At 39.0% G+C, this 25275-nt stretch carries 20 protein-coding genes; 13 read left to right on the plus strand and 7 right to left on the minus strand.

The features are described 5' to 3' along the window. Positions 1–563 precede the first annotated feature (563 nt). The 4 genes from bamJ to BM179_RS04530 all read left to right on the plus strand — a co-directional run bounded on the left by bamJ (position 564) and on the right by BM179_RS04530 (position 4682). Positions 564–1337: a BamJ family beta-barrel-assembly machinery protein gene (gene bamJ, locus BM179_RS04515; protein ID WP_092012856.1), complete on the plus strand. Its 774-nt coding sequence runs from the start codon at positions 564–566 to the stop codon at positions 1335–1337. 99 nt (positions 1338–1436) lie between these two features. Next, positions 1437–3557 (plus strand): carboxy terminal-processing peptidase, encoded by a 2121-nt coding sequence (locus BM179_RS04520; RefSeq protein ID WP_092012859.1) that lies wholly within the window; start codon positions 1437–1439, stop codon positions 3555–3557. A gap of 95 nt (positions 3558–3652) precedes the next feature. Next, positions 3653–4471, plus strand: a complete 819-nt coding sequence (locus BM179_RS04525) for an inositol monophosphatase family protein (RefSeq protein ID WP_092012862.1) — start codon at positions 3653–3655, stop codon at positions 4469–4471. Positions 4472–4508: 37 nt separating this feature from the next. Then, positions 4509–4682, plus strand: coding sequence for a FeoB-associated Cys-rich membrane protein (locus BM179_RS04530; RefSeq protein WP_092012865.1), 174 nt, complete (start codon positions 4509–4511; stop codon positions 4680–4682). 20 nt (positions 4683–4702) lie between these two features. Here the strand turns inward: BM179_RS04530 and BM179_RS04535 are convergent, their stop codons facing one another. Beyond that, entirely contained in the window at positions 4703–5665 is a 963-nt protein-coding gene (locus BM179_RS04535) for an alpha/beta hydrolase (protein WP_092012868.1), read from the minus strand. A 192-nt stretch (positions 5666–5857) separates the two neighbouring features. Here BM179_RS04535 and BM179_RS04540 point away from each other — a divergent pair, with 192 nt between their 5' ends. From BM179_RS04540 to BM179_RS04550, 3 genes are all read left to right on the plus strand, one after another. Beyond that, positions 5858–7621 carry an ABC transporter ATP-binding protein gene (locus tag BM179_RS04540; RefSeq protein ID WP_092012871.1) on the plus strand — a complete coding sequence of 588 codons (1764 nt, stop codon included), beginning with the start codon at positions 5858–5860 and terminating at the stop codon, positions 7619–7621. 90 nt (positions 7622–7711) lie between these two features. After that, on the plus strand, positions 7712–8182 hold the full coding sequence (locus BM179_RS04545) for a nuclear transport factor 2 family protein (RefSeq protein ID WP_092012874.1): 471 nt from the start codon (positions 7712–7714) through the stop codon (positions 8180–8182). 223 nt (positions 8183–8405) lie between these two features. After that, complete coding sequence (locus BM179_RS04550) at positions 8406–8729, plus strand: diacylglycerol kinase family protein (protein WP_218159161.1); 324 nt, start codon at positions 8406–8408, stop codon at positions 8727–8729. Positions 8730–8844: 115 nt separating this feature from the next. On the opposite strand, the gene BM179_RS04555 is transcribed toward BM179_RS04550, so the two are convergent. Then, positions 8845–10881 carry a M13 family metallopeptidase gene (locus tag BM179_RS04555; protein WP_092012880.1) on the minus strand — a complete coding sequence of 679 codons (2037 nt, stop codon included), beginning with the start codon at positions 10879–10881 and terminating at the stop codon, positions 8845–8847. A gap of 352 nt (positions 10882–11233) precedes the next feature. Between BM179_RS04555 and BM179_RS04560 the strand changes: the two genes are divergently transcribed. The 3 genes from BM179_RS04560 to BM179_RS04570 all read left to right on the plus strand — a co-directional run bounded on the left by BM179_RS04560 (position 11234) and on the right by BM179_RS04570 (position 14427). Beyond that, a complete protein-coding gene (locus tag BM179_RS04560; protein ID WP_092012884.1) occupies positions 11234–11956 on the plus strand; it encodes a DUF4290 domain-containing protein in 723 nt (240 codons plus the stop codon). A 17-nt stretch (positions 11957–11973) separates the two neighbouring features. Next, positions 11974–13281, plus strand: a complete 1308-nt coding sequence (gene murA, locus BM179_RS04565) for a UDP-N-acetylglucosamine 1-carboxyvinyltransferase (protein WP_092012887.1) — start codon at positions 11974–11976, stop codon at positions 13279–13281. Between the two features lie 141 nt (positions 13282–13422). After that, positions 13423–14427 carry a polysaccharide deacetylase family protein gene (locus BM179_RS04570; RefSeq protein WP_092012890.1) on the plus strand — a complete coding sequence of 335 codons (1005 nt, stop codon included), beginning with the start codon at positions 13423–13425 and terminating at the stop codon, positions 14425–14427. Between the two features lie 262 nt (positions 14428–14689). On the opposite strand, the gene BM179_RS04575 is transcribed toward BM179_RS04570, so the two are convergent. Beyond that, positions 14690–15142 carry a methylglyoxal synthase gene (locus BM179_RS04575; protein ID WP_218159162.1) on the minus strand — a complete coding sequence of 151 codons (453 nt, stop codon included), beginning with the start codon at positions 15140–15142 and terminating at the stop codon, positions 14690–14692. A 133-nt stretch (positions 15143–15275) separates the two neighbouring features. Here BM179_RS04575 and BM179_RS04580 point away from each other — a divergent pair, with 133 nt between their 5' ends. After that, the gene (locus BM179_RS04580) at positions 15276–17264 is read left to right on the plus strand and encodes a M1 family aminopeptidase (protein WP_092012893.1); all 1989 of its coding nucleotides are present in this window, start codon (positions 15276–15278) and stop codon (positions 17262–17264) included. Positions 17265–17384: 120 nt separating this feature from the next. Here the strand turns inward: BM179_RS04580 and BM179_RS04585 are convergent, their stop codons facing one another. Next, a complete protein-coding gene (locus BM179_RS04585) occupies positions 17385–17969 on the minus strand; it encodes a Crp/Fnr family transcriptional regulator (RefSeq protein WP_092012897.1) in 585 nt (194 codons plus the stop codon). A gap of 224 nt (positions 17970–18193) precedes the next feature. Here BM179_RS04585 and BM179_RS04590 point away from each other — a divergent pair, with 224 nt between their 5' ends. After that, positions 18194–19555, plus strand: a complete 1362-nt coding sequence (locus tag BM179_RS04590) for an MATE family efflux transporter (protein ID WP_229632894.1) — start codon at positions 18194–18196, stop codon at positions 19553–19555. 76 nt (positions 19556–19631) lie between these two features. Next, on the plus strand, positions 19632–20105 hold the full coding sequence (locus BM179_RS04595) for a VOC family protein (RefSeq protein ID WP_092012900.1): 474 nt from the start codon (positions 19632–19634) through the stop codon (positions 20103–20105). A 41-nt stretch (positions 20106–20146) separates the two neighbouring features. Here BM179_RS04595 and BM179_RS04600 read toward each other — a convergent pair whose 3' ends face one another. From BM179_RS04600 to leuS, 3 genes are all read right to left on the minus strand, one after another. After that, positions 20147–21040 carry a hypothetical protein gene (locus tag BM179_RS04600; RefSeq protein ID WP_092012903.1) on the minus strand — a complete coding sequence of 298 codons (894 nt, stop codon included), beginning with the start codon at positions 21038–21040 and terminating at the stop codon, positions 20147–20149. 63 nt (positions 21041–21103) lie between these two features. Further along, positions 21104–22174 carry a glycosyltransferase family 9 protein gene (locus tag BM179_RS04605; RefSeq protein WP_092012906.1) on the minus strand — a complete coding sequence of 357 codons (1071 nt, stop codon included), beginning with the start codon at positions 22172–22174 and terminating at the stop codon, positions 21104–21106. 115 nt (positions 22175–22289) lie between these two features. Continuing rightward, complete coding sequence (gene leuS, locus BM179_RS04610; protein ID WP_092012909.1) at positions 22290–25109, minus strand: leucine--tRNA ligase; 2820 nt, start codon at positions 25107–25109, stop codon at positions 22290–22292. Between the last annotated feature and the right edge of the window lie 166 nt (positions 25110–25275).

Consider the following 25275-nt stretch of genomic DNA (forward strand, 5'->3'; position numbering starts at 1 on the left):
CATTTTCACAGACAAAAATACCCGGAATATCTCTGATATTATTCAGGGAGTAATTAACTTCTGAGGAAAAAATACCTCATTTGAGAATGAAATCGGGCATTATTCAGCTAAACTAAGAAATATTTACCCTAAAATTAAGTAATCGGAAATCTATTCGGAAAAATAAAAAAATGAGTAGAAACAAGGCCCCGGATAAGCCCTCAAACAGCCCATAAATGATGATTTTAAGAATTTTCACCATTTGTAATATTTTCTTAACCGAATTTTGGATTCTACCCATTTTTCAGGTAATGAAGGTCCGGTTATTTTAAGGAATGCCTCAGATATTTTTGCAGACACATTCTTTGTCTTTAAAGAGAAGCGGCAGAACAAGATATGCCTCATTATAGTTTTTTATTATATTTACAAAATTTTGGAGACCTGTATTTCGTTCTTAAATTCAATTTTAGTAATTTTTATTAAGATTTCAGGATCAGATTTTCAGAATACAGAATTCATCAGATTTAATCTGGATCTGTTTGAATCAGAGTTTTTTAAAAGTTTTTCACAATTAAACAACAGACATGCACTTAAAGAAATTTGTAGTATGTGCGGGTTTAGCGTTAACGCCGGTTCTGGCAAATGCTCAAGCAAAAAAAACAGTTGCTTCTACTAAACCGAAAGTGACCACTAAAACAACCTCGGCCAAGCCTTCAGCCGCAATTCCGGGTACATTAAAATTAAGCAGCTTAAATGATTCAGTGAGCTACGGTATTGGTTTATTGGTGGCACAGAATTTTAAGAGTCAGGGAATGGATCTGAATCCGGATTTACTGAGCAAAGCAATCTCTGATGTTCTTAAAGGAGGAACCCCTCTTCTCAGCGATATGGTTGCCCAGCAAACAGCTAACCGCTATATGATGAAAGTTCAGGAGCAGAAAATGGCCGAACAAGCCAAGCAATTTGAGCCTAATAAACTTGCCGGAGAAAAGTTTCTTGCCGAAAACGCTAAAAAAGAAGGTGTAGTAACTTTACCAAGTGGTTTGCAATACCAGATCCTTAAAGCAGGAGATGGCCCTAAGCCTACAGCTAATGACAAAGTAAAAACGCATTATCACGGAACATTAATTGATGGTACCGTGTTTGATAGTTCAGTACAGAGAGGTGAACCGATTACCTTCCCGGTTACAGGAGTTATTCAGGGTTGGGTAGAAGCCCTTCAGCTAATGCCGGTAGGTTCAAAATGGAAATTATTCGTTCCTGAAAATCTGGCATATGGTATCAGAGGAAGCGGGCCGACTATCAAACCTTATTCTGCACTGGTTTTTGAAGTAGAATTGTTAAGTATAGAGAAATAGTTTTTGGGTTCTTTGGGTGTTGGGTTGAATTTCACCGGAGTAATTTCCGCCGGAATTTAACTCAAACCCGACACCCGGATCCAATAGAACCGACAAGAAATGAAAAAAGTACTTTTCGCCCTCATTCCAGTTTCTATGCTGGTATTTTTGAGTTTGCAGTCGAACTCATCAAGCTCTGGTTTAAAATTTTCACAGGAACATCATTTTAGTGCCGATGATCTCCAGCCTACAGCTACTCAAAAGAAAGTTGAGGAGCTGGTGGCACAGATTCTCGCGAACTATCATTATCGCAGGGTTCCCTTAAATGACTCTCTTTCTTCTAAAGTTTTTGATGCTTATATCAAGGAATTAGATGGAAATAAGGTTTTCTTCCTGGAAAGTGATATTAAAGATCTTGAAAAATACCGCTTCGAAATCGACGATCAGTTACAAAAAGGTGACCTCACAGCTGCATATGATATTTACAATCTTTATAACAAACGTTCTAAAGAGAGATATAAGAATGTATTTACGGTATTGGGCAAGCCTTTTGATTTTAAGGTAGATGAATCATATGCTCCAAACCGTGAAAAAGCGGCCTGGGCAAAGGATTCCAAAGAGCTGGATGATTACTGGAGAAAAGATATCAAACGCCAGATTCTGGATTGGAAAATCGGAGGAAAAGCAGATACTACAGCTGTACGTGAATTGACCGAACGTTTCAAAAGAGGTGAAAAATATGCCAATCGTACTAAGAGTGAAGATGTATTTCAGATTTATATGAATGCCTTCACTGAAAGTGTTGATCCGCATACTTCCTATATGATTCCTAAAGTTTCTGCCCAGTTCAATCAGGAAATGTCGCAATCTCTTGAAGGAATCGGAGCCGTGCTTACTTTAGAAAATGATTACGTAACAATTAAGGAAACTATGCCGGGTGGTCCTGCTTTCAAAAGTAAGCAGATTAATCCTAAAGACCGTATCGTTGGTGTGGCACAAGGTGAAAACGGTGCATTTACAGACATTGTGGGCTGGTTTACCGATGATGCGGTGAAGTTGATCCGTGGCCCGAAAGGTACAACCGTAAGACTAAAAATTCTTGCAGGAAATGCCACAACCAGTGATTTGCCTAAAGAAGTAAAACTCGTTCGTGAGAAAATTAAACTGGAAGAACAGACTGCCAAAAAAGAGATTCTGAAAGTCAACAAAGATGGAAGAGAAGTGAAATTAGGTTTAATAACCATTCCAATGTTCTATCGTGATTTTGAAGGAGCAAGAAATAATGAGTCTGATTTTAAGAGCACTACGGCTGATGTAAAACGTTTTGTAAATGAACTGAAAACTGAAAAAGTTGAAGGGATTGTGATCGACCTTAGAAATAACGGCGGCGGATCATTGGTTGAGGCGGTAAATCTTACCGGTTTATTTATCACGCAGGGACCTGTTGTACAACGTCGTCATCCTGATGGTGAAATTATTCAGGAATTTGATAAAGATCCTTCTCAGATTTATGACGGACCACTTGAGATTCTGGTAAACAGATTCAGTGCTTCGGCTTCAGAGATTTTTGCAGCCGCTATTCAGGATTACAAACGCGGGATTGTGGTAGGTGAGCAGACTTATGGTAAAGGCACAGTGCAAAGTGTGGTTGAGTTAGACAGATTTCTGAAAGGTGAACCTGAGAATGTTGGCCAGCTTAAGATTACCATGGAGAAATTCTACCGTATAACAGGAAGCAGCACGCAGCATAAAGGTGTTACGCCTGATGTGGAATTGCCATCTGCTTTCAGTGCCGCTGAATACGGTGAAAGTTCACAGCCAAGTGCGTTGCCCTGGGATATGATTGCTTCAACTAAATATAGTACTTATAATGATATTAATGACCAGATTTTATATAAAATCCGTTCGAAATACCAGGAGAGAATAAAGACTGATCTGGAATTGAAAAAACTGAAAGAAGATTTCGAAAACTGGAAAAGACTAAAGGAAAAGAATTCAATTTCTTTGCAGGAAGACAAACGTAAGAAAGAGATTGATGAACAGAAAAAGAAATCAACTCAGCCTGAAACTGCGGTAGCAAACAGCTCAGGAGAAATCCTTCCGGATGCAAAAGCAGATGATGCAAAAAATGATAAGCATTCAAAAGATACTTATCTGAAAGAATCAGAGAAAATATTACTTGATCTGATCGCCAGTTATCCTGGTTCAGGGATTAAAGTGACGCAGGTCGAGAAGAAATAGTTTGAGTAGAGAGGGTTGTTCAGGCAACCCTTTTTTTTATGTCTTTTTCTTGAAATTTACTTGAAAAATGAGCATTTACGGCTTACATTCGTAATATGAACTTAGAAGAAATCACCCTGAAAGTAGCGGCACTTGCCAGTGAGACCGCTGTATTTGTGAAGCAGGCCGCTTCGGAATTCAAAAAAGACAATATTGAATACAAAGGTTTGAATGATCTTGTTTCGTATGTAGATAAGGAGACGGAAGAAAGGCTTGTGAAGGGTTTATCAGAAATTATTCCAGAAGCGGGTTTTATTGCAGAAGAGGGTTCTGGTCAGAAGTTTACCAATCAGGCTTATGCATGGGTAATTGATCCGGTTGACGGTACTACCAATTATATCCACGGATTACCTGTTTTTGCCATCTCTATTGCTTTAATGCATAAAAAGAAAGTGGTTGCAGGCGTGGTGCATGAAGTTAACAGAAATGAATCATTTTATGCCTGGAAAGATGGAGGCGCTTATTTAAACGGTGAGCAAATCAAAGTTTCTGAAGTGGCTGAATTAAAAGATGCTCTTCTGGCAACTGGTTTTCCATATTATGATTTTGAATTGATGGAAAACTATCTCAGGATTTTAAAGGAATTAATGCAGAAATCACACGGTTTACGGAGAATGGGTGCTGCCTCTGTAGATTTGGTATATACAGCCTGTGGCAGATTTGAAGGATTTTTTGAGTATAACCTGAAACCCTGGGATGTGGCAGCCGGCACATTGATTGTTCAGGAAGCGGGAGGATTTGTCTCAGATTTTGGAGGGGGAAAAGATTTTATATTTGGCCGTGAACTAATTGCAGCCTGCGGGGTGTTCCCTGAATTAAAGGAAGTGATTCAGAGAAACTGGACCAAACTTCAAATGGCAGAATTTATTTTGTAAAACGTAGTTTCGAGGCGCTTAAGATTCTGATTAGGATATGGAAAATATAATCATAGTACTTATTTTTCTGGCTTCCCTGGCTTATCTGGGAAGTCTGGTCTGGAAAAATTTCAATCCGAAAAATAAAGCAGGTTGTTCAAAAGGCTGTGGCGCCTGTGGGAATGTTGATTTTGAAAAAATTGCCGCAGAAATGGAGAAAGCCCGCTCTTAGTAAATTCAGTTCCCGGCGTTTTACTGCTTCAGAAATGAACTTACTTCTTTTTCCCATAAAGCTTTTTCATTTTTACAGAAAGACTGGTGTCCCGAATGCTCAAAAATCACCAGTTTTTTCGCTGCAACCGGAATGTTATTGAAAATCTGATGGGTTTCTTCTATTGTTACCCGTTTGTCATTTTTACCCCAATTCAAAAGCACCGGACATTTTACCGATTTGGCATATTCAGCCGGAGCATGGTCAAATGCCCAGAAATGTCTCTCCAGACTGCCCCAGAATAATAATATTTCAGACAAAGGAGTAGGTGGAATGCCCATTGTACGAATCCTGCCCCTTGTGGCATCTAACATAGAACCGAAAGGACACTCAATGATAATTTTCTGAGGCCGGATGTCATAATCCTTTATACTTTTCAGAATGGTTGCTGCTCCCAGTGAAATACCCCAGAGAATGATGTTTTTTTCTCCTTTGCTGCGAATAAAGTCATAAGCACGTTTTACATCATCCGACTCAAAGTACCCGACCGTACACACGTTACCCTCAGAGTTCCCATGTGCACGTAAATCTACTGAAAAGGTATTGTAGCCCAGTTTGTGGAAAAAATAAGTCTCTGCCAGTACTTTTTGTTTGTTATTAGCATGACCATGAAATAAAATTACAGTTCCTTTGGAAGCAGAATCCGCCTTTATCCACCAGCTTTCAAGCGTTGGCTGATTGACCTCTTTAAGTTTCACTACCTGGTAAGGAACAGAAGGGAATGTATCAATTTTTCGTTTAGGGAATTTAAATCCGAAAATAGAACCGGTAATCTTTTCTGAAACAGTCATTTGCTCCGGTTTGCGGAATGCAACAGTTCCTGATTCGTAAAAATAGGTAAGACGATAGGCCTGAAAAGCTAAAAGAATATTGAATATTATTAATAAGATACCTGCAAAGAGCAGGAGTCTTTTCCACAAATTAATTTTTCTTTTACTTTTCATAAAAATATATCGTTTTATAAGAACATGAGTAAAACCATTTAGTATTTATTGCCGGTACGTTATAATAAACCTGAAGAATTAAATTTTCTCAGGTAATTTACCTATAACAAACTTAAAATTATAAACTATTTGAGCCGGGGGTTTGTTAATTTTGAGTATAAATTCGGTTGATTAAATATAATCTGATAAAAATTGAGAAAAGAAGAAAAAAGCGGACAAATTTTTGACCTCACTATACTCCGTAGAATTTATGGTTTTCTGACACCCTATCGGGGACGTTTCTGGATGCTCGTCTTCCTCATTATGATGATGGCGCTTGTAGTACCATTAAACCCCTTGCTGATTCGTCATACCATTGATACTTATATCTTCGCCGGAGATTACAACGGACTTTCGGTTATGCTTCTTATCATGATCGGAGTTTTGCTGGTTCAGGGATTTTTACAGTTTATCACCGCTTATATGGCAGGCTGGCTCGGTCAGACGGTTATCCGGGATATCAGGGTACAACTTTATGAAAAGATTCTGATGCTTCGCTTAAAGTTTTTTGATGATACCCCGATCGGTCGTTTAGTAACCAGAACCGTTTCTGATATTGAAACACTTAACGATGTGTTCTCAGAAGGTCTGGCCTCAATTGCGGGAGATATATTGCAACTGACTTTGATTATCGGAGTAATGTTTTATACCGACTGGCGTCTTTCCCTGATTAGCCTTTCAACGATTCCTTTCATGCTTGTTTCTACATATATTTTTAAGGAATATATCAAGAAGTCCTTTACAGAGGTACGTATGGCTGTGGCAAATCTGAATTCCTTTGTACAGGAGCATATCACAGGAATGAATATTGTTCAGATTTTTAATGCGGAAAAACTTGAATATGAGAAATTCGTAAAGATCAATAAAGAGCACAGAGGTGCCAACATTCGTTCAATCTGGGCTTATTCAGTTTATTATCCCGTAGCAGATGTTATTTCAGCAGCTGGAACCGGTTTGATTGTATGGTATGGTTCAAGAGAAATATTGCATGAAACGCTCACTTTGGGGACGCTCACTGCATTTATCATGTTTATCAACCTCTTTTTTCGCCCGATAAGGATGCTGGCAGATCGGTTTAATACCCTCCAAATGGGAATTGTCTCGACAGAGCGTATTCTGAAATTGCTTGATTCTGAGGAATATGTGGCAAATAATGGTCATTTTGAAGCTGATAATCTTCAGGGAAATGTCCGTTTTGAAAATGTATGGTTTGCTTATAATGAGGAGGAATATGTATTGAAAGATATTTCATTTGAGGTAAAACAGGGTGAAACAATTGCGCTTGTCGGAGCAACCGGTGCCGGGAAATCCTCAACAATTAACCTCCTGAGCCGTTTTTATGAGATTAACAAAGGGAAAATTTTTATTGATAATGTTGACTTACAGGATTATGAACTGAAAAGCCTGAGGAGTAAGATCGGAGTGGTTTTGCAGGATGTATTCCTTTTTTCAGATACCATAGAAAACAACATTACCCTCGGAGATAAAACAATTACAAGAGAAAAAATTATAGAAGCTGCCAAATTGGTAGGGGCTCATGAGTTTATCGACCGTCTGCCTGAAGGATATGATTATAATGTGATGGAAAGAGGAGCCTCACTTTCTGTGGGACAAAGACAATTGATTTCATTTGTAAGGGCTCTGGTTCATGATCCGAAAATTATCGTTCTGGATGAAGCTACTTCTTCTGTTGATACCGAAACGGAAGAAATGATTCAGAATGCGATTGCGAAACTGATGAAAGGAAGAACGGCAATTGTGATTGCCCATCGCCTGAGTACTATTCAAAACGCCCATAAAATTCTGGTTCTTGACAAAGGTGAAATTAAAGAGTCCGGAACGCATGAAACATTGCTGGAAAGGAATGGATGGTATGCTCAGCTTCATAAGATGCAATACAAGGAATTTGCTTCTTAGAAAAGATAAATACCGGGAGATAACAGTTCTATGTGTTGAATATTATAAATTTAAGTTCAAGCAATCTGTCAACTATAAACCCCTTTAATTATGATCGGAAGAATTACATTTTTAGCCCTTTTATTGGGATTGTCTTCAATTTGTACCTTTGCCCAGAATGCTGCTGAGGAGGAAAAAGCGATTAAGGCAGTAGTAGATCAGTTATTTGAAGGAATGAAAAAAGGAGATAGCACACTTGTAAGAGCTGCTTTTCACCCAAGTGCAAGAATGCAATCTGTACTTTTTAGTCAGAAATCACAGAAAATGATTTTAAATACTGAAAATGATGTAAGCGGATTTGTAAAAGCAGTAGGAACGCCGCACAAAGAAGTCTGGGATGAGCGGGTGTTGAGTTATGATATCAAAATAGACGGCAGTCTGGCCACTGTCTGGACTCCCTATGAATTCTGGCTGGATAATAAACTCTTACATTGCGGAGTAGATGCCTTTCAGTTTTATAAAGCCGAAAATGGCTGGAAAATTATTTCAATTGCTGATACAAGAAGAAAAAATTGTAAGTAAAAACAATTCTGAGAATATTGAGAAGTCAGTCCATAACCCGGGCTGACTTTTTTATTGGCAGAAGAATTGCCGGGCTATGGTATTTGCTTTTTTGAAATTTGTATTACTTTCGTTCAGAATAAACATGTACTTATTGAATGATATTCTTCTGCTTATTTTTATCAGGTAAACAGAAAAACAGGATGCTTAAAATATGATAAATTTCCCTAAATTCTTCAAAAGTATGAGATTTGCTTTAAGTGGAATTTTAACAATGCTGAAGTCTGAAAATAATGCCAGAATCCATCTCCTGGCATCAGTCGTTGTTATTTCACTGGGTTTTTATCTGAAATTAAATACTACTGAATGGCTATGGATTGCGCTGGCTATTGCTTTGGTATGGATTATGGAAGCTGTTAACACCGCTTTTGAAGCAGTGATAGATTTGCTGTCTCCGGATTTTCATCCATTGGCAGGTAAAGCAAAAGATATAGCCGCCGGAGCGGTATTAATGGCTGCGATATTCGCAATAGTTGTTGCTGTGGTGGTGCTTTTGCCGAAGTTTTAGTTTTTAGAAGAGATTCCGCTGAAGTTAAGATTAGAAGCAGGGGGTAAAACGGGCTTATGCAAACGTGGTGGGCTATTCACCCACCACGGTATTAAAGTTTATCTCACAATATTCTCTACCAGATAATAGCCCGGTCTTTCTGAGGAAGAAACATTTTATCTTTGTCAGTGATGCCGAATGCTTTGTAGAAAGGCTCAAAGTTTTTCAAAGGGCCATTAACACGATATTCAGCCGGAGAATGAGGGTCAATATTCAGGTATTGTTTCTGTGCTTCATCTCTTAATTTTAGTCTCCAGACCTGTGCAAAACCGAGGAAAAAACGCTGATCCGGTGTAAAACCATCAATTTTCTCATCAGATTGACCTTGTTTGGTCAATTTGAAGGCTTCGTATGCTAAGTTAATCCCTCCGATATCTGCAAGATTTTCGCCCAGAGTCAAAGAACCATTTACATGCAGGCCTTTGAATGGCTCAAATTGATTGTATTGGTCTATAACCATCTGAGCTTTTACCTTGAACTTATCTGCATCAGCTTTTGTCCACCAGTCTGTTAAATTTCCGTCGGCATCATACTGACGGCCCTGATCGTCAAATAAATGAGTCATTTCATGGCCGATTACCATTCCGATTCCTCCGTAATTAATGGCATCATCAGCATTATTGTCGAAGAACGGGAATTGCAGGATTCCGGCAGGGAAAACAACCTCATTGAAAGAAGGATTGGCATAAGCGTTTACTGTAGGAGGTGTCATGGTCCACTCGTCCTTATCAACAGGTTTGGCAAGTTTGGCAATCATTTCTTTATAATCGTGGTGCGCAATGCTTCGCATATTTTCGAAAAACTTATCTTTCGAAATTTCTACGTCATCATAGTTTTTCCATTTGTCAGGATACCCGATTTTTTTAGAAAATTTGTCCAATTTAACCAATGCTTTTTGTTTGGTTTCGGGCGACATCCAGTCCAGTTTTTCAATTCTTCCTCGATAAACTTTCTGAAGATTTTCCACCAAAGTCAGCATTCTTTGTTTGGCTTCCGGAGTGAAGTATTTTTTTACGAACAATTGCCCCAGTAATTCTCCTAAGCCACTGTCCACATCGTCAACAATTCTCTTCCATCTTGGCGTAGGAGTTTGTTGTCCGTTCAGCACTTTACCATAAAAATCGAACCTGGCGTCTCTGAAAGGCTTACTCAGATTGTATGCGGAATTACTGATTGTGGAAAACTTTTCTTTATTTTTGAAAACATCAACCGGCGTACTGTTCAGGAGTTTACCTAAGGCAGTATAGTACTCAGGTTGTCCCATCAGGATGGTATCAGTTTTGATTTTCATGCTTTCCAGAAACTTATTCCAGTCGATAGAAATTACCTTATTAAGCTCAGAAACAGCGAATTTATGGTAGTTTTTAACGGGATCTCTAAGTTCTGTCTGTGATTTATGAGATTTGGCAATGAGTGTTTCCAGGGCTAAAATCTCGGCAGCCTGCTTTTTGGCAGACAAGGAATCTGTTCCGGTTAATGTAAATACTTTGGCAATATATTTCTGATATTCATCCCTGATCTTCTTTGATTCAGGATCTTGTTTCAGATAATAGTCTTTTTCAGGAAGATTCAGACCAACCTGGGAAAACTGCACTCTGTTTTTGGTAGAATTTTTATCGTCCGGACCTACAGAAAAACCAAACAGACTTCCTCCATAATTATCCTCATTTGCTGCTAAAAAATCCAGCAATTGTTTGCTGTCTTTAATAGCGGCAATCTTTTGTAAAGTTGGCTTAATTGGTTCATAACCTAACTTTTCGATCGTGAGTGTATCCATGCCGGAAGCATATAAATCTCCGACTTTTTGCTCAGGAGTGCCTTTTTTACTGTCAGTTTTGGCGGCTTCATCAATGATAGCCTTGATTTTTTTCTGATTTTCATCGTAAAGCTGATAGAACGAGCCCCAGCCGGTCTGATCGCCTGGAATAACAGTTTTTTTCATCCATTTTCCATTGGCATAAAGGAAAAAGTTATCACCGGGTTTAGTGGTCGAATCCATTCCGGAAAGGTCAAAAAAGGCGGTTCTGGCAGTTTCGTCAGCAGATTTTTCAGACCCGCAGGCAGCAAGACAAAGCCCGGCGAGGAGTAGGGCAGAGATTTTTTGAAGCTTCATAGTTATGTTGAAATGTGATATAATCTTGCAAGATAAGAGATAAAAAAGTTTAGAGACTAACCGTTCATATAAAAGTATTTCTTCAGATTTTATAAATTCAAGGGCTTGGCAAATCAATTTCAATAAATATTCCTATTTTTGCCTGAGAGTTAAGTTTAGCGGTTTGCTGACAAGGTTGAAATACGGGCATTTTAACTTATATTTATTACCTTGATACAGACAATTCTTCTCCTAAAGGTTTTATTAACGAAACGTCGCTGAAAATACAGGCTTTATTTCTGCGAATTTGTATTTGAGGCGTTTTAAGAATTATCCGTTCGACTGTATCTTTAACAAAACAGAAGCTTACCCGATGAAAGAATACGGTACAAACGTCCAGAAATTAGTTGATCATATCCTGACAATTCAGGATCGTGATAAACGTACGAAATATGCATATCTGCTGATTGAACTGATGAAACAGGTTCATCCTAATATGCGGGACAATCAGGATTACTCTAACAAATTGTGGGACGATTTATTTATCCTGTCTAATTTTCAGCTTGATGTAGACAGCCCTTATCCGCCACCATCACCAGATGCGGTAGGAAAACGTCCTAAAAGTGTTCCGTATAATGTTCACCAGCTTAAGTTTCGTCATTATGGCAGAAACGTAGAGTTGCTGATTCTCAGAGCTATTGCTGAAAGTAACCCGGAAGACAAAAAGCTTTTGGTTGCCCATATCGGTAAATTGATGAAAACATTTTATCAGACCTGGAATAAAGAAGTGGTGGATGATGCCGTGATCTGGGAACATATGAGAGAGATGTCTGAGAATCTTCTTGCTAAAACGATTGAAGAAGTGGCAGGGGCTTCAAACCTCGGATACACGCGCAATACTACCCGTCCGAATACCTACAGCAATGATAGCTCGAACGAAAGAGGCAGAGGTGGTAGTTTCAGAGGAAATAATAACGACCGGAACAACAATCGTAATAACAATAATAACAACGACCGGAATAATCGTAACAATAATAACAACGACAGAAACCGCAATAATAATAACAACAGAAACAATAACGGAGGACGCAGATAATTGTTCATTAACACGATATGGCATCATTTAAAGTAACAGGTGGTCGTCACCTTAAAGGCGAAATTATCCCTCAAGGAGCAAAAAACGAAGCTTTACAGATCTTATGTGCAGTGGTTCTTACCAGAGAACCGGTTACAATCCATAATATTCCTAATATTCGTGATGTAAATCAATTGATTGATTTACTGGGAGATATGGGCGTTCGTTGTACCCGCCTGAGTGAGTCTTCTATTAAATTTGATGCCTCGGAAGTTAATCTTGATTACCTTAATTCTGAAACCTACAAGAGAAAAGCTGCTGCTTTGAGAGGTTCGGTAATGTTGTTGGGTCCGACGCTCGCTCGTTTCAAAAAAGGCCGTATACCTTCTCCGGGAGGTGATAAAATCGGTCGCCGCCGTTTGGATACCCATTTCTACGGTTTCATGAAGCTGGGAGCGAAGTTTACCTATAGCGCAGAAGAAGGCGGTATTTATGAAGTGGATGCTTCCCAATTACATGGTGCTTATATGTTATTGGATGAAGCTTCAGTAACGGGAACTGCCAACATTGTAATGGCTGCGGTTTTAGCAGAAGGAATTACAACAATTTACAACGCTGCCTGTGAGCCTTATCTTCAGCAATTATGTAAAATGTTGAACAGAATGGGAGCAAAAATCTCCGGAGTCGGTTCTAATTTGCTTACAATTGAAGGTGTTGAAGAATTATTCGGGACGGAACATACCATGTTACCGGACATGATTGAGATTGGTTCATTCATTGGAATGGCTGCCATGACTCAGTCGGAAATTACAATCAAAAATTGCTCAATTCCTGATTTAGGTATAATTCCTACAGTTTTCCAGAAACTGGGAATCAAACTGGAAATCAAGGGAGATGATATTTATATTCCAGCTCAGGAAAACTACGAACTTGAAACATTTATTGATGGTTCTATGCTGACTGTATCGGATCATCCCTGGCCGGGTTTTACGCCGGATTTGCTAAGTATTGTATTGGTAACAGCAATTCAGGCAAAAGGAACAGTATTGATTCACCAGAAAATGTTCGAAAGCCGTTTATTCTTTGTGGATAAACTTATTGAGATGGGGGCACAAATCATTCTTTGTGATCCGCACAGAGCAACAGTTGTCGGCTTAAACCGCCAGCAGCAATTGAGAGGTATCAGAATGACTTCTCCGGATATCCGTGCAGGAGTATCATTGCTAATCGCAGCAATGTCTGCCAGAGGAACTTCAATCATTGAAAACATCGAACAGATTGATCGTGGTTATCAGAACATTGATACCCGATTGAATGCCATTGGTGCAGAAATCGTAAGACTTTAGCAGAATACACTGATTTCAGCAATTCATATTCGGAATACTGAAACTAAAATCAATGATTCTGACAAGGATATAAGCGGTTAGTTCTCAGGAGCTAACCGCTTTTTTTGTATATTTAATTCTCTGAAATAAAAACCAATTCCTATGAAAAACAAACTTCTGTTAATCAGTGCATTACTTTGCCTTTTTGTACAAAAAACAACCGCACAATCTTCTGAAACCTATGCTGAAAAACTTGGTTTTCCAAAGGGAGCAAAAGTAATCATTCTCCATGTGGATGATGTGGGGATGTCATATGACTCCAATAAAGGTGCTTTTAAAGCGGTAACTGAGGGTGTTGCGACATCAATGAGCGTAATGATGCCCTGTCCCTGGGTTTCGGGATTTCTGAAATTTTACAAGAATAATCCCAAAACTGATGCCGGATTACATTTAACCCTTACCTCTGAATGGCAGGATTATCGCTGGGGACCGCTTTCAGGGAAACCTTCAGTACCTAATCTGGTTGATGAAGAAGGAGCCATGTGGCGGAGTGTAGAGCAGGTCGCAACGCATGCTTCTGCAGATGATATAGAAAAAGAAATCAGAAGTCAACTCGACCGCGCCAGAAAGATGGGTTTTGAGCCGACTCATCTGGACTCACATATGGGAACAGTTTTTGCCACACCCGGTTTTATGGAAAGATATCTGAAAGTCGGGATGGAGCAGAAAATCCCGGTAATGTTTCCCGGCGGACATGATTTCATGATTTTACAACAATTAAAAAGCACAGGCTTCAAAGCAGAGCAGGCTTTGGCAATCGGTCAGCAGCTTTGGAATGCCGGATTACCTGTTTTAGATGATTTACACAATATCAGTTATGGCTGGAAAGCTCCTGAAAAAGAGAATATGAACGATGCTGCCATTCAGAAATTTCATGCGCAGAAATACATAGAGTCTTTTAAAGATCTGAAACCGGGTGTTACCATGGTAATTATGCATTGCACAGCTCCAACGGAAGTTTTTGAACATATTTCAGATTCCGGAAATACCCGTAAAGGCGATCTGCTGGCAATGCTTTCTCCTGATTTAAAGAAATATATTCAGGAAAACGGCATAATCCTTACCACCTGGAGAGAATTGAAAGAAAGAAGAGATAAGGTAAAGTAAAGGAAGATTTCGGATCTAAGACCAGATATATATTTCCCCTATGTGTCGGTTACAAATCCTATGTGCCCTATGTTTCTATGTGGTTGCAACGGTTACAAATTCTATGTGCCCTATGTTTCTATGTGGTTACAACGGTTACAAATCCTATATGTCCTATGTTTCTATGTGGTTGCAATGGTTGCAAATCCTATGTGCCCTATGTTTCTATGTGGTTGCAAATGGATATTGACAAAGCAAGTCAATATCCATTTATCAGTAAAAGTTATACTTTTCTGGACAAATATGTACCATAATCGGTCAGCATAGATTCGTATTCCTGACTCATCAGGGGAGAGGTCAGCATAAAATCTGCAGTAGCCCTGTTACAAGCCATCGGGGTATTCCAGACCACGCCTAATCTCAGAAGAGCCTTGATGTCAGGATCATGAGGTTGAGAAGCCATAGGATCCCAGAAGAAAATAATCAGATCAACTTTTCCTTCGGCTACTAAAGCTCCGATTTGCTGATCGCCTCCCAAAGGGCCGCTTAAGAGTTTTTTTACAGGACGATCTAATGTTTCTTCAACCAATCGCCCGGTGGTACCAGTTCCTAAAAGCTCATGTTTTGATAAAACCTCACGATTATAATAAATCCAATCAATTAGTTCAGCTTTTTTATTGTCATGAGCAATTAAAGCAATGCGTTTTCTTGCATTAAATTTTCGAATGATCGACATTTTTCCAGTGTATAGATTTAAAAACACAAATGTCATCACTTTTTCGGAAACTGTGTCATTTTTCTTTTAAACATCAGGAAATGCGGTTTAAAATTTAATAACTTCATCAGAATCTCTTAAAAAAAACCTTAAAATGAAAAGATATCTGTTCTTAACCTCCATATATTTATTGGTAATACAGCTTGCTTTTGCGCAGGAAGAAGAGGTAAACCTTTGTGCAGAAGGGAAAATAAAAACCTGGCAAAAAGCGGTAAGTAAATCGAGACTGGCTGCAACAGCATCTGCAGACAATAATATTGATGTGGGGTATTATAAACTCAATCTGAACGTCACTTATGAACCTAAAAATATTAAAGGAGAAGTAACCATTTCTGCCAGGAGCAAAGTTGACAAGCTGAACCGCATATTTATTGATCTGACTGATACACTTACGACCGATTCGATAAAAGCAGGGGTGAAAAAACTTAGTTTCTCCCGCAAAAATGCCCAGATTAGTATTCAGCTTGATAAAGATTACAGATTGGGGGAATTGATTAATATAAGAATTTACTATCATGGAATTCCCGGAACAAGCGGGTTCGACAGTTTTGTTTTCGGGAAACATAATAATGGTCAGGATTTATCTATTTGGTCATTATCAGAGCCATTTGGGGCCTCAGACTGGTTCCCCTGCAAAAATGCAGTTGATGATAAGGCAGATTCTTCAGATGTCTGGGTTACAGCCCCTTCTTATTTTGTTACGGCTTCCAACGGAATACTGGAAAAAGTAACTGATAATGGCAATAATACCAAAACCTATCAATGGAAAAACAGATATCCGATTGCCCAGTACCTTATTTCGCTGGCAATGAGTAATTATAAAGAATACCGGAATTACTACAAATACTCAGTAAAGGATTCTATGCTTGTTCAGCATTTTATTTACCCGGAACAACTTACCGAACAAAATAAGACTTTGCTGGATGGTACGGTGTACATGATTGATCTGTTTTCGAAAAAGTTTGGATTATATCCTTTTATCCATGAAAAATACGGGCATGCCCAATTTGGATGGGGTGGAGGAATGGAGCATCAGACTTGCACTTCAATTGTGAGTTTTGAGCCGACTCTGGTAGCACATGAACTTATGCATCAATGGTTTGGAGATAAAATCACCTGCAAAAACTGGGAAAATATCTGGTTGAATGAAGGTTTTGCTTCTTATGGGGAATGTATCTACGTAGAAGCTTCCGGCGGAAGAAAAAATTATGATAGTTATATCGCTAATAAAATGGTCGGGGCCAGGAAAGCCTCCGGAACAATTTATGTTCAGAATCCTACTGATGTCAGCAGCATTTTTAATACGAACCGGACTTATTCAAAGGGAGCCTCGGTATTACATATGTTGCGGGGAATACTTGGAGACGAAGTGTTTTTTTCAGGCATGAAAAAATATTTAGCCTCGGGGTTAGCCTATTCCAATGCTACTACAGAGGATTATCAGGCAATTATGGAAAAAGAAAGCGGAAAGGATTTAGCTTATTTTTTCAAACAATGGATTTACGGATTGAATTATCCTAAATACAATGTGGTTTGGGAGGTTAAACAGGTTGATAACGATCAGACTAAACTGGGCTATAATATTACACAAACCGTCAATATAAATCCTCAGTTTTTTACAATGCCCTTTGTGTTAAGAGTAAAGTCGCTGGTTGGTAAAGACACAGTATTTACGGATTTTAAGGATATCAATAATCAGCTCACACAGGATTATTTAATCAGTGTAAAAGGGAAACCCTTGTCGGTACAATTTGATCCGGATAATCTGATTTTGAAAGATGTACAGGTTACACAAAAACTTCCTTTGGGAATTAATGAAGCTTCTCAGCCATTTGAACTGAGTCTCGGGCCAAATCCGGCAGAGGATATTCTGAAAATACGGTTTAATCTCACAAAAACTGCTGAAATTCATTTGGAAATACTTAACCTTTCCGGAAACACGATTTTTAATTCAGCAGACGAAAGATTACAGGCTGGAAGCTACGAGAAAGTTTTGGACCTCAATACCATAGAAAAAGGGAATTATCTTTTACGTTTTTGGGTGGATGGAGAATCACAGACCAGGAAATTACAGATCCGTTAAAAAAAAGGACTGACAGCCGCCACCATCAGCCCTAAGAAAAAAGCACAAAAGCGTGCTTTTTTGAATTTTAAATTTATGTGATTAAACCAAGAATAAAAATGATTTTTGTTAGGAAAATCGTCAGTTGTTTATTTTCTTTCTTATTCTGCTCAGGCTTTCGGGAAGTATTCCAAGATAAGATGCAATATCTTTCACAGGAATATTACTGGTTACTTCCGGGTGTTTTTTGATAAGATATAAATAATGTTCTTCCGCATTCTGACTCAGGAGCATCATTTCTTTTTTTACTTTTTGTGAATATAAAGCTCCTACTGTAAGTCTGGTGAGTCTTTCGCTGTTTTTTGAGGAACTATTAAAACGTTCAACCAGTTCTTTTGTAAAGCGGATTACTTTGACAGGCGTGATTGTCTGAATGGAAATATCGGAAGGCTTTCTGTTTTCAAATGAAATGAAGGAACATATCAGACTGTTAGGGAAACCAAAATCTATACATATTTCCCGGTCCTCTTTAGGAAAATAAACCCTTACGATTCCCGAGTAAATGAAATATAAATAGTTTTCAACCTCACCCTTTTTCAATAAATACTCTTTCTTCTTGTATTCTACATACTCGGCTTGTTGCATGTAGAATTGAATTTCCTCAGGCAAAAATGAAACCAGTTTCATCATTTGCATTTGGAATGCTTCCAAAGCTAATTCTCTCATAAAAGATGAAACGTTACGGGTTAAGGAATAAACTATTACAGGCGCAATAACAGAAATCGAACCCCTTTTAAAGGATAAGACATCTAAAATAGGGCTTTTTTCGACAAACACAATGAATTTCGGGGAATTATGTTTGAACGCATTAAAGCATCCTTAAAGTAGTGATAATAAGCTCCCCGTTTTTTTTAAGTATCTTTGTACAATCATCAAACAATCAAAAACCTTTGAAAAATTTATATTTAAAGTATCGTCAGGAAGTAAAAACCACCTTTGAACTTGCATTACCGATAATAGTTGGACAATTAGGCATTATGCTGATGGGGCTTGCAGATACCATCCAGGTAGGTCATATGGAGGATGGAAACGCAGCCCATGCATTGGGAGCGTCAGGGATGGCAAATAGTATTTATATCACCATCGCAATAATAGGATATATCACATTACAGGTAGTAGCTCCAATGGTTTCCAAGGCCGAAGCTCAAAGAGATTATTCTCATTGTCATAAGCTATTGAAGGCCAGTTTGAGAGTGGCAGTTCTTATGGCCCTGTTATGCGGGACAATCATCGGTCTTCTGGCATGGCAGTATGAAGTTTTCAGACAGCCTTCCGAAAATGAAAGACTTGCCCCGGGTTTTCTATACATTATTATGGTTTCGATACTGCCTTCTTTCATTTTTACCGCCACAAAAAGTTTCACAGACGGCTTATCGAAAACGAGAGTAGCCATGGTAATTACGGTTACGGCGTTGTTACTGAACATTATACTGAATTATTTTCTGATTAACGGAATCTGGATATTCCCGAAATGGGGGTTGAACGGAGCAGGGGTATCAACCTTATTTTCAAGGATATACATGGCCTGTGCAATTTTAATCTATGTTTACCGGGGAAAAGAATTTAAAAAGTTCTTCGAAAAAAAGGAAAAATGGTTTCCGGATAGCTGGAACCTTGAACTGGAAATCCTGAGAATAGGGGTGCCAAGTGGTTTTCAGGGCTTTTTTGAAATTGCAACCTTCTCAATGGCAGTTGTGATGATGGGGTGGCTGGGTGTTTATCAGCAGGCTGCGCATATGGTGGCCATCAATATGGCTTCTCTTACTTACATGGCTTCTACAGGTATTGCCGCAGCAGGCGGTATTCGTGTAGGTTCCGGACTGGGACTGAGAGACCGGAGTGCCATTCTGAGATCGGGGAGTTCGGCATTGATGATTGTGCTTTTCTTTATGGGGAGCTGTGCTGTCATTATGTTTTCAGCAAATGATTGGCTGGTAAGTCTTTATACCAAAGATATTAATGTAGCGCAGATAGCAGTGTCATTAGTGATCTGGGGATGTTTTTTCCAGCTTTTCGATGGCGTTCAATGTGTGAGCCTGGGGATATTAAGAGGTATTCAGGACGTAAATATTCCTACCGGGATAACCGTTTTTGCTTATTGGGTAATTGGTATTCCAATGAGTTATTTTTTTGCATTTACTCTTAAAATGGATGCACCGGGAGTTTGGGTAGGTCTGACGCTGAGTCTGGTAACTTCTGCCTGTCTTTTGAGCTGGAGATTTTATAATAAGGTAAAATTAATGGAACTTTAACCTTATTATCAGTAAAAGGCCGGATAAGAGGTCTTTATATTTTCAGTACGTTTGTTAACCATTTAAAAAGAAAGAAATGCATAAATTCCGGTTGTTGTTAGGAGTAGTATTGTTAAGTCTGTCTGCTCAGTTGGTTCATGCCCAGGAGGCATCTCCTTTACAAAAAGTCCCTGTTTTATCCTATAACCATGTCGGACTGGCCGTTAAAGATTTGAAGGCAAGTGCTACGTTTTACAGAGAAGTTATTGGTTTGGAACCACTGGATGTGCCGGATAATTTACTGGCAATCAGGAGATGGTTTAAAATTGCTCCGGGTCAGGAATTACACTTACTTTTAGGCAGAGAACAGCCTGTTGCGAATAATGATAAAAACGGAGCGCATTTTTCATGGACTATTCCGGCAAATTCGGCTGACGGTATTGAAGCATATCTGAAAACTAAAGGTCTGCCATACCACCGCCAGAAGCGCTTTGACGGAGCTTATCAGATTTATATAACCGATCCGGATGGTTATGTGATAGAATTAAACGAACCGAAAATTCAGAAATAGATAAAACAGAGCGATTCAATTACCTGAATCGCTCTGTTTTTTTAGTTACAGCTAAATATTACAAGGAATTTACCCTTTACTTCTCTAAGATCCAGAGAAATACTTTCTGTCTCGGAAGCCGCATAAAAAGAAGGGATTTCTGCCGAAGTATTTTCAATTTCCCAGTTTTTACTTTGGGCATAACTTCTAAGTTTTGAAGATAATTCTTTATGAAAAGATTCTGCTTCAGATTTTGTTGTTGCCTCAAGCAGATTTGATTTATAGATAAATGCACTCCCTCCGTTTTCTACAATAACAGTGCCTTGTTTCCCATCAATCAGCTCGAAAGAAGATTGAAAGTATATTCTTTGTTCTCCGGTTTCAATTTCTTCCTTTAACTTCTCTTTGATAACATCAGAGAATTTATTCTTCCTGTGATAAATTAGCCGGTTTAATTTATCAGCAAGCGGATTTGAGGATTCACCGGGTTGAGCTTCAGCACGTGTAATGGTCTTTTTTAATGAATATCTTCCTGATTTTGCGGGATCGGCAGAGGTACTGAAAAGTGTATAAATACCGGTGACCGGAGCAATATAATAGAAAGTATTTTTACTGTTTCCTGCAAAAACAGCCTGATCGTAACTGAATTCCGTCTTTTTTAGCGGAGATACCAGACTTAACATTACTCTGAAGTCTGATGATTTATGCTCAATCGCAACTTCCTCCCCTTTATTCAGAAAAATCCTAAAGGTATCATAAAATCGTTTTTCGCCCTGTTGGTTGACTGTCGAACGATCATTTTGTGATAAAAAGGCAGTTACTTCATCAATGGCAGTGCTGGTATTGGGGTTGATTTTGTGCAGATTTAGTCTTTCAGTAGAATCTGCAGAACTCAATGCATAAATGGCTTGAGTGGAAATTAATAACAGAAGTAAGAACGGGAGATTCTTTCTCATGATGTAGAGTTTAATTTATGTGTATAAGAAGTGTAAAAATAGTACGTTAATAAAAATAGTATGTTAATAAAATAAAACCCTTTGTACAAATTGCTCAAATTTGTCAGAAAGTTCGTCGAAACCTGTTTCTGTAATTAGCTGAGGATTAATGATCCATTCGTATTCACTTTTGTAAGGATTCCAGTTTTTATATCCCTCACTTTCCCGCACATACAACCCAAAAACCGGTACATGACTGGCAGATGCCAGATGGACGGCAGAAGTATCCGGTGTAAATAGTAAATCTACTTTTTGAATCATGGCTCCGAAGACTTCAAATGATTCTGAACAGGAAATGTATTTCTCTTCTACAATCTGACTGGCAAGATCAAGGTCATCTTTGGCACAGATCAGAATATAATGAAGGTTAGCCTTTTCCAGCCAATTGATAAGTTTTCTGAAGTTTTCATGACCCCAGTAACGAGCTCTGCTTCCGGCTGAAATGTTTACTCCCACAACCCTGGTTCCTTCAGGATAAAGATTTCTGATAAATGCTTCCGCTTTCTCTTTAGCCTCTTTTGAAGGTTCAAAAACCACATTCCAGCTGTCATTTTTAGTAATGCCCAAAGGCTCAAGACTTGCTGCCATCCTTTCTACCACATGATGTTTTAAGGGATCCGGCATCGGGACAGTATGTGAAAAAAGCTTACTGTTACTTTCGTCATATACTGATAGTTTGTAACGGGCATCAATGAGTCCGGTAAGAATACTGCCGGTTGTAGTTGGCCTGTCGTGTAAGTTTACAAGAGCTACCGGATGATGTGCATTTACAGCAGCGGCAGTTTGCATCATACCTTTTAGACCTTTTTTGTAAATCACCACTTCATCCACAAAAGGATGTTTATGAAATACAAACCAGTTCCTCTTGTCCGCAATCACAATCACTTTACAGCCATATTTTTCCTTCAGGGCTTTAATTCCTGCGGTACTGACAAGCGCATCTCCGATTTTGTGCAAACGGATAAAAACCACAGTATCTTCCGGAGTTAAGGCTGGAATATCACCGGACTTTGCCGGAGACTTAAACATGACAAAAGTATTGAGCAGCAGATTTTTGAAAACTCGTTCCAGTCCGCTTAATTGTTGGATACGCATAGGATCAACAGGAAAGTATCAGATTTGTATAACACAATCTGAATGGTGATAAATGCAAACAGAGAGTCAATCAAAAAGAAGTATTTGCTGACTCTCTGTTTCTTTAATCAATGATTTATAGTACTACGTTTACAATCCGTTTTGGCACAACAATGATCTTTTTAGGGGTTTTGCCTTCCAGCCATTTCTGAACAACTTCATTGGCCAGAACACCCGCTTCAATGTCAGATGGCGGAGCATCTGCTGCAAAAGAAAGATTGGTTCTTACTTTTCCATTGATCGAAATAGGATAGTCGAAACTTGCCTCAACCAAATAGGCAGAATTAAATACAGGGAATGCTGCAAATGAAACCGAGCCGGCTGCATTGCCCAGTGCTTCCCATAATTCCTCTGCAAAATGTGGGGTATAAGGCGAAAGTAAAATAACCAGATCCTGTAAAATCGCTTTTTTATGGCATTTCAAAGCTGAAAGCTCATTTACACAAATCATGAGTGTTGATACAACGGTATTGAAGGAATAACGCTCCAGTTCTTCTTCCATTTTACGGATAGTGCTGTGTAATACCTTCAACTCTTCCGGAGTTGGCTGCTCATCTTTAACTTTGAAATTACCATTCTGGTCATCAAAGAACAAACGCCAAACTTTACGAAGGAAGTTGTGCGAGCCAGAGATACCATTGGTGTTCCATGGTTTGAATTGTTCCAAAGGTCCGAGGAACATTTCGTATAAACGCAAGGTATCTGCTCCGTATTTCTCAACAATTGTATCAGGGTTTACGACGTTGAATTTAGATTTCGACATCTTTTCAACCTCTGCACCGCAAACATATTTTCCATTTTCAAGAATAAATTCCGGATTTTCGCCGATATCGTTTCGGGAAGATTTAAATGCTTCCACATCAAGAATATCATTATCAACAATATTCACATCTACGTGCAAGGCAACAACCTCATAATCTTTGCGCAGGTTATATGAAACAAAGGTTGGGGTATCAGCATTTTTCAGACGATACACGAAATTGGAACGTCCCTGAATCATACCCTGGTTGATGAGCTTCTTGGCAAATTCTTCTTCCTGAACATAACCTAAATCTTTCAGGAATTTATTCCAGAAACGACTATACAACAAATGGCCTGTAGCATGCTCAGAACCTCCGATGTATAAATCAATTGCTTTCCAGTAATCAACAGCTTCTTTTGACGCAAATTCCTGCTCATTTTTAGCATCCATATAGCGATACCAGTACCATGAAGAACCAGCCCAGCCAGGCATCGTACTTAATTCATATTCGTACTGATCCTGATATTTCCAGTTTTCCGCACGACCCAGTGGTGGTTCACCTGTTTCCGTAGGAAGATATTTATCAATAGCAGGCAATTCCAAAGGTAAGTCAGACTCATTTATCAGATATGGCAAAGGTTCTCCATTGCTGTCAGGTTTGAAATAAACCGGAACCGGTTCGCCCCAATAACGCTGACGGCTGAATACAGCATTTCTGATACGGTATTGAACTTTACCTTTTCCAACGCTTTTTTCTTCCAGCCAGTTAATCAGGGTTTCTGTGGCTTTTTTATAGGTCATGCCATTGATAATCCCTGAATTAATGTATTTGCCTTCTTTGGTATTATCAGCTTGTTTTTCAATATCTGCCTGTGCATCCAGGATTGGAACGATCGGCAGATTGAAATGAGTCGCAAAATTCCAGTCACGCTGATCTCCGGAAGGAACCCCCATTACAGCACCGGTTCCATATCCAGCCAGTACATAGTCTGCCAAAAAGATCGGAACTTTCTCTTCATTCAGCGGATTGATAACATAGCTTCCTGTAAATGCTCCTGAAACGGTTTTTACTTCCGACATCCGATCCAGTTCTGAGCGGGATTTTGCCCATTTTACATAAGCATCAACCGTTTCTTTTTGTTCAGGTGTGGTAAGTTGTTCAACCAATTCATGTTCGGGAGCAATTACCATAAAAGATACTCCGTAAATCGTATCAACACGGGTAGTGAAAACCTCAATTTCGGAAGTATCATCCGTTGATTTTACGTCGGCAATTTTAAAACGGACAGAAGCCCCCTGAGAACGGCCGATCCAGTTACGTTGCTGTTCTTTCAAGGATTCAGCCCAGTCGATTTCATCCAGCCCATTTAACAGACGGTCTGCATAAGCTGTGATCCGCATCGACCATTGACGCATTTTTTTCTGCTCAACAGGATATCCGCCACGTTCAGAAACACCATCTTTTACCTCATCATTTGCCAGAACGGTTCCCAAAGCAGGACACCAGTTTACTACAGAATAATCAAGGAAAGTGAGACGGTATTTTAAAAGTAATTTATACTGGTCTTCCTCAGATTTGGCATTCCACTCTTCGACTGAAAAAGGGATACAATCTTCATCACAAACAGCATTTACACCATTCGTTCCGTTTGCCTCAAATTTAGCAGTCAGCGTAGAGATATTTTCGGCTTTGTCAGTGTCCTTATTATACCAACTGTTAAACAATTGCATAAAAATCCACTGAGTCCATTTGTAATAATCAGGATTTGAAGTTCTGACTTCTTTAGACCAGTCGAACGAAAATCCTATATTTTTAAGTTGTTCGATATAGCGGGTAATATTCTGTTCGGTAGTCAGGGCAGGATGTTGCCCGGTCTGAATGGCGTATTGTTCTGCGGGAAGTCCGAAAGAATCAAAACCCATCGGATGCAAAACATTAAAGCCTCTGAGACGCTTATAACGTGCCACAATGTCTGAGGCAATGTATCCCAGTGGATGCCCTACGTGCAAGCCGGCACCTGAAGGATACGGGAACATATCCAGGACATAATATTTTGGTTTAGCATGATTTACTTCGGCTTTGAAAGTCTGGTTTTCTTCCCAAAATTTCTGCCATTTCTTTTCTATCGAACTGAATTTGTATTCTGCAGACATTTTTTTAATGTTGAATGAGTGGATACTGGAATGTAGAGATGACACCCCATGCTCATATTTTTTGCAAAATTACGGCTTTTTAGGGAAAGTTGAGAATTTGAAAAAATTTGATCGGGTATTTCGTAAAAAATGTCTGAAAATGAGTGGATAGCAGAATGGCGTATAT

This window comes from Pseudarcicella hirudinis (assembly GCF_900115665.1).
Lineage (GTDB): Bacteria > Bacteroidota > Bacteroidia > Cytophagales > Spirosomataceae > Pseudarcicella > Pseudarcicella hirudinis.